Origin of the sequence: Microcoleus sp. D2_18a_D3, from assembly GCF_036702455.1 — a bacterium.
Taxonomy (GTDB): Bacteria; Cyanobacteriota; Cyanobacteriia; order Cyanobacteriales; family Microcoleaceae; genus Microcoleus.
In genome coordinates, this window is sequence record NZ_JAUBTK010000034.1 from 70,246 (window position 1) to 71,818 (window position 1,573).

At 51.9% G+C, this 1,573-nt stretch carries 1 protein-coding gene; it reads left to right on the forward strand.

What is annotated here, in order from left to right:
• Window positions 1-1,367 (forward strand): Ig-like domain-containing protein (locus QUB06_RS17175; protein ID WP_333436285.1); only part of this gene is annotated, 1,367 nt, incomplete at its 5' end.
• Window positions 1,368-1,573: the final 206 nt, after the last annotated feature.

The following is a 1,573-nucleotide window of genomic DNA, read 5'->3' on the forward strand; positions in this document are numbered from 1 at the left end:
CGGGGGCATTGCCGATACAGGTTCCGGGTACGAGTCCGAGTCAGACTGCGGGCGGGACAACTCCGAGTCCGAGTCCTTCGATCGTCCCGACTCCAACTGCGGCGCCCCCTCCGCCTTTAGGCGGCGGGCCGAGTCCGCCGAGTTTTACATCTCCTACTCCTAACCAGCCGCCGATCGTGGAAGCTGGCAAAACGGTGACTGGTTTGCAAAATTTGCCTCTGTCTCTGAGCATTTCGGCGCCCAGCGACCCGGAGGGCCAGCCGCTGTCGATCGCGGTAGTCGGACTTCCCAATCCTACTTTTGGTCAGGTAATTACGGGTACAAACCCCGTCACCGTGAACCAAAAGTTAACCGTTCAGGATTTACTCGGGCTGAAATTCCAACCTGGAACAAACGCGATCGGGCAAGCCGGTTCTTTCAGCTACAGCGTAGCTGACGACCAAGGCGGCACGGCAGCAGCGTCAGTCGCAATTAACATCAATTCTTTCGATACCTCCGTAACTGTTCCCACTCTCCTGCCGCCGATTGCTGTCGAGGACGGCATCGTATTTACCAATACGAATAATTTGCTGCCCACTTTTATCGACGTACTGGCGAACGATTCCAGCCCCCAAAAAGGGACGCTCAGCATTATCAATGTCAGCACACCGCAACTGGGGATAGCTGTAAATCTTGTCTCTCAAGTGCAATTCATCCCCGGCAACGTAGCGGGTACAACTGCTTTCACCTACAGCGTCAGCGACGGATTCGGGACGATTCCGGGCGTAGGTACTGTCACCGTTCAAATCTTGCCGGCTGATAGCGGGCCTAACAATTTAGTTGGGGGTTCTTTGCCGGACAATTTGGACGGTTTGGCGGGCAGCGATACTATTGATGGTCAAGGCGGCAACGATACGATTAACGGCGGTGTGGATAACGACGTGCTCCTAGGGGGCCTCGGCGCAGATACCATGACGGGGGGCGGCGGCGGCAATCAATTCCGCTATACCAGCCCTGCACAAGGTGGGCCTGGCTTTGATGCGGCTTCTTCGGCGGCGATCGAGGCTGCGATCGCAGCGGGCGGATACGATGTGATTACCGACTTTAACGGCCTCGGTGTGCCGATCGCCGATCAGTTTAATTTTGCCCCCGGATTTGCCAATCTCAGCAATGGCAGTCAAGTTCTGCTGAATGTGCAGACAACTGTTTCTGCAAATATTCTGGGAGGAAGTGCTTTCTTGTTTGCCTACGATTCCGGCGGCAATACTTACATCATTTATGACGGCAATGGCAATAACCTCACCGGCAGCGATTCTCGCATTTTGGCGAAGTTAAATGGTGTAACTGGGGTTTCTTCTCTTTCGGAATTTGATTTCACTTTTATCTAGGAAGATAAGAGGTTTGAAACCGCAGATTAACGCAGATAAACGCCGATTTGGTGGGCAGTTTATCTGCGTTAATTTTTGTTCACCTGCGGTGAAAAATTAAATCTCATTATCTTCAGAAAACAATCCCAACTAATACCATTTTTTTAAAGATGTGATAGACTTATGTAAGAAGTAAAGGAGCCAATAAAAATGTCTGGTCGCCCTAA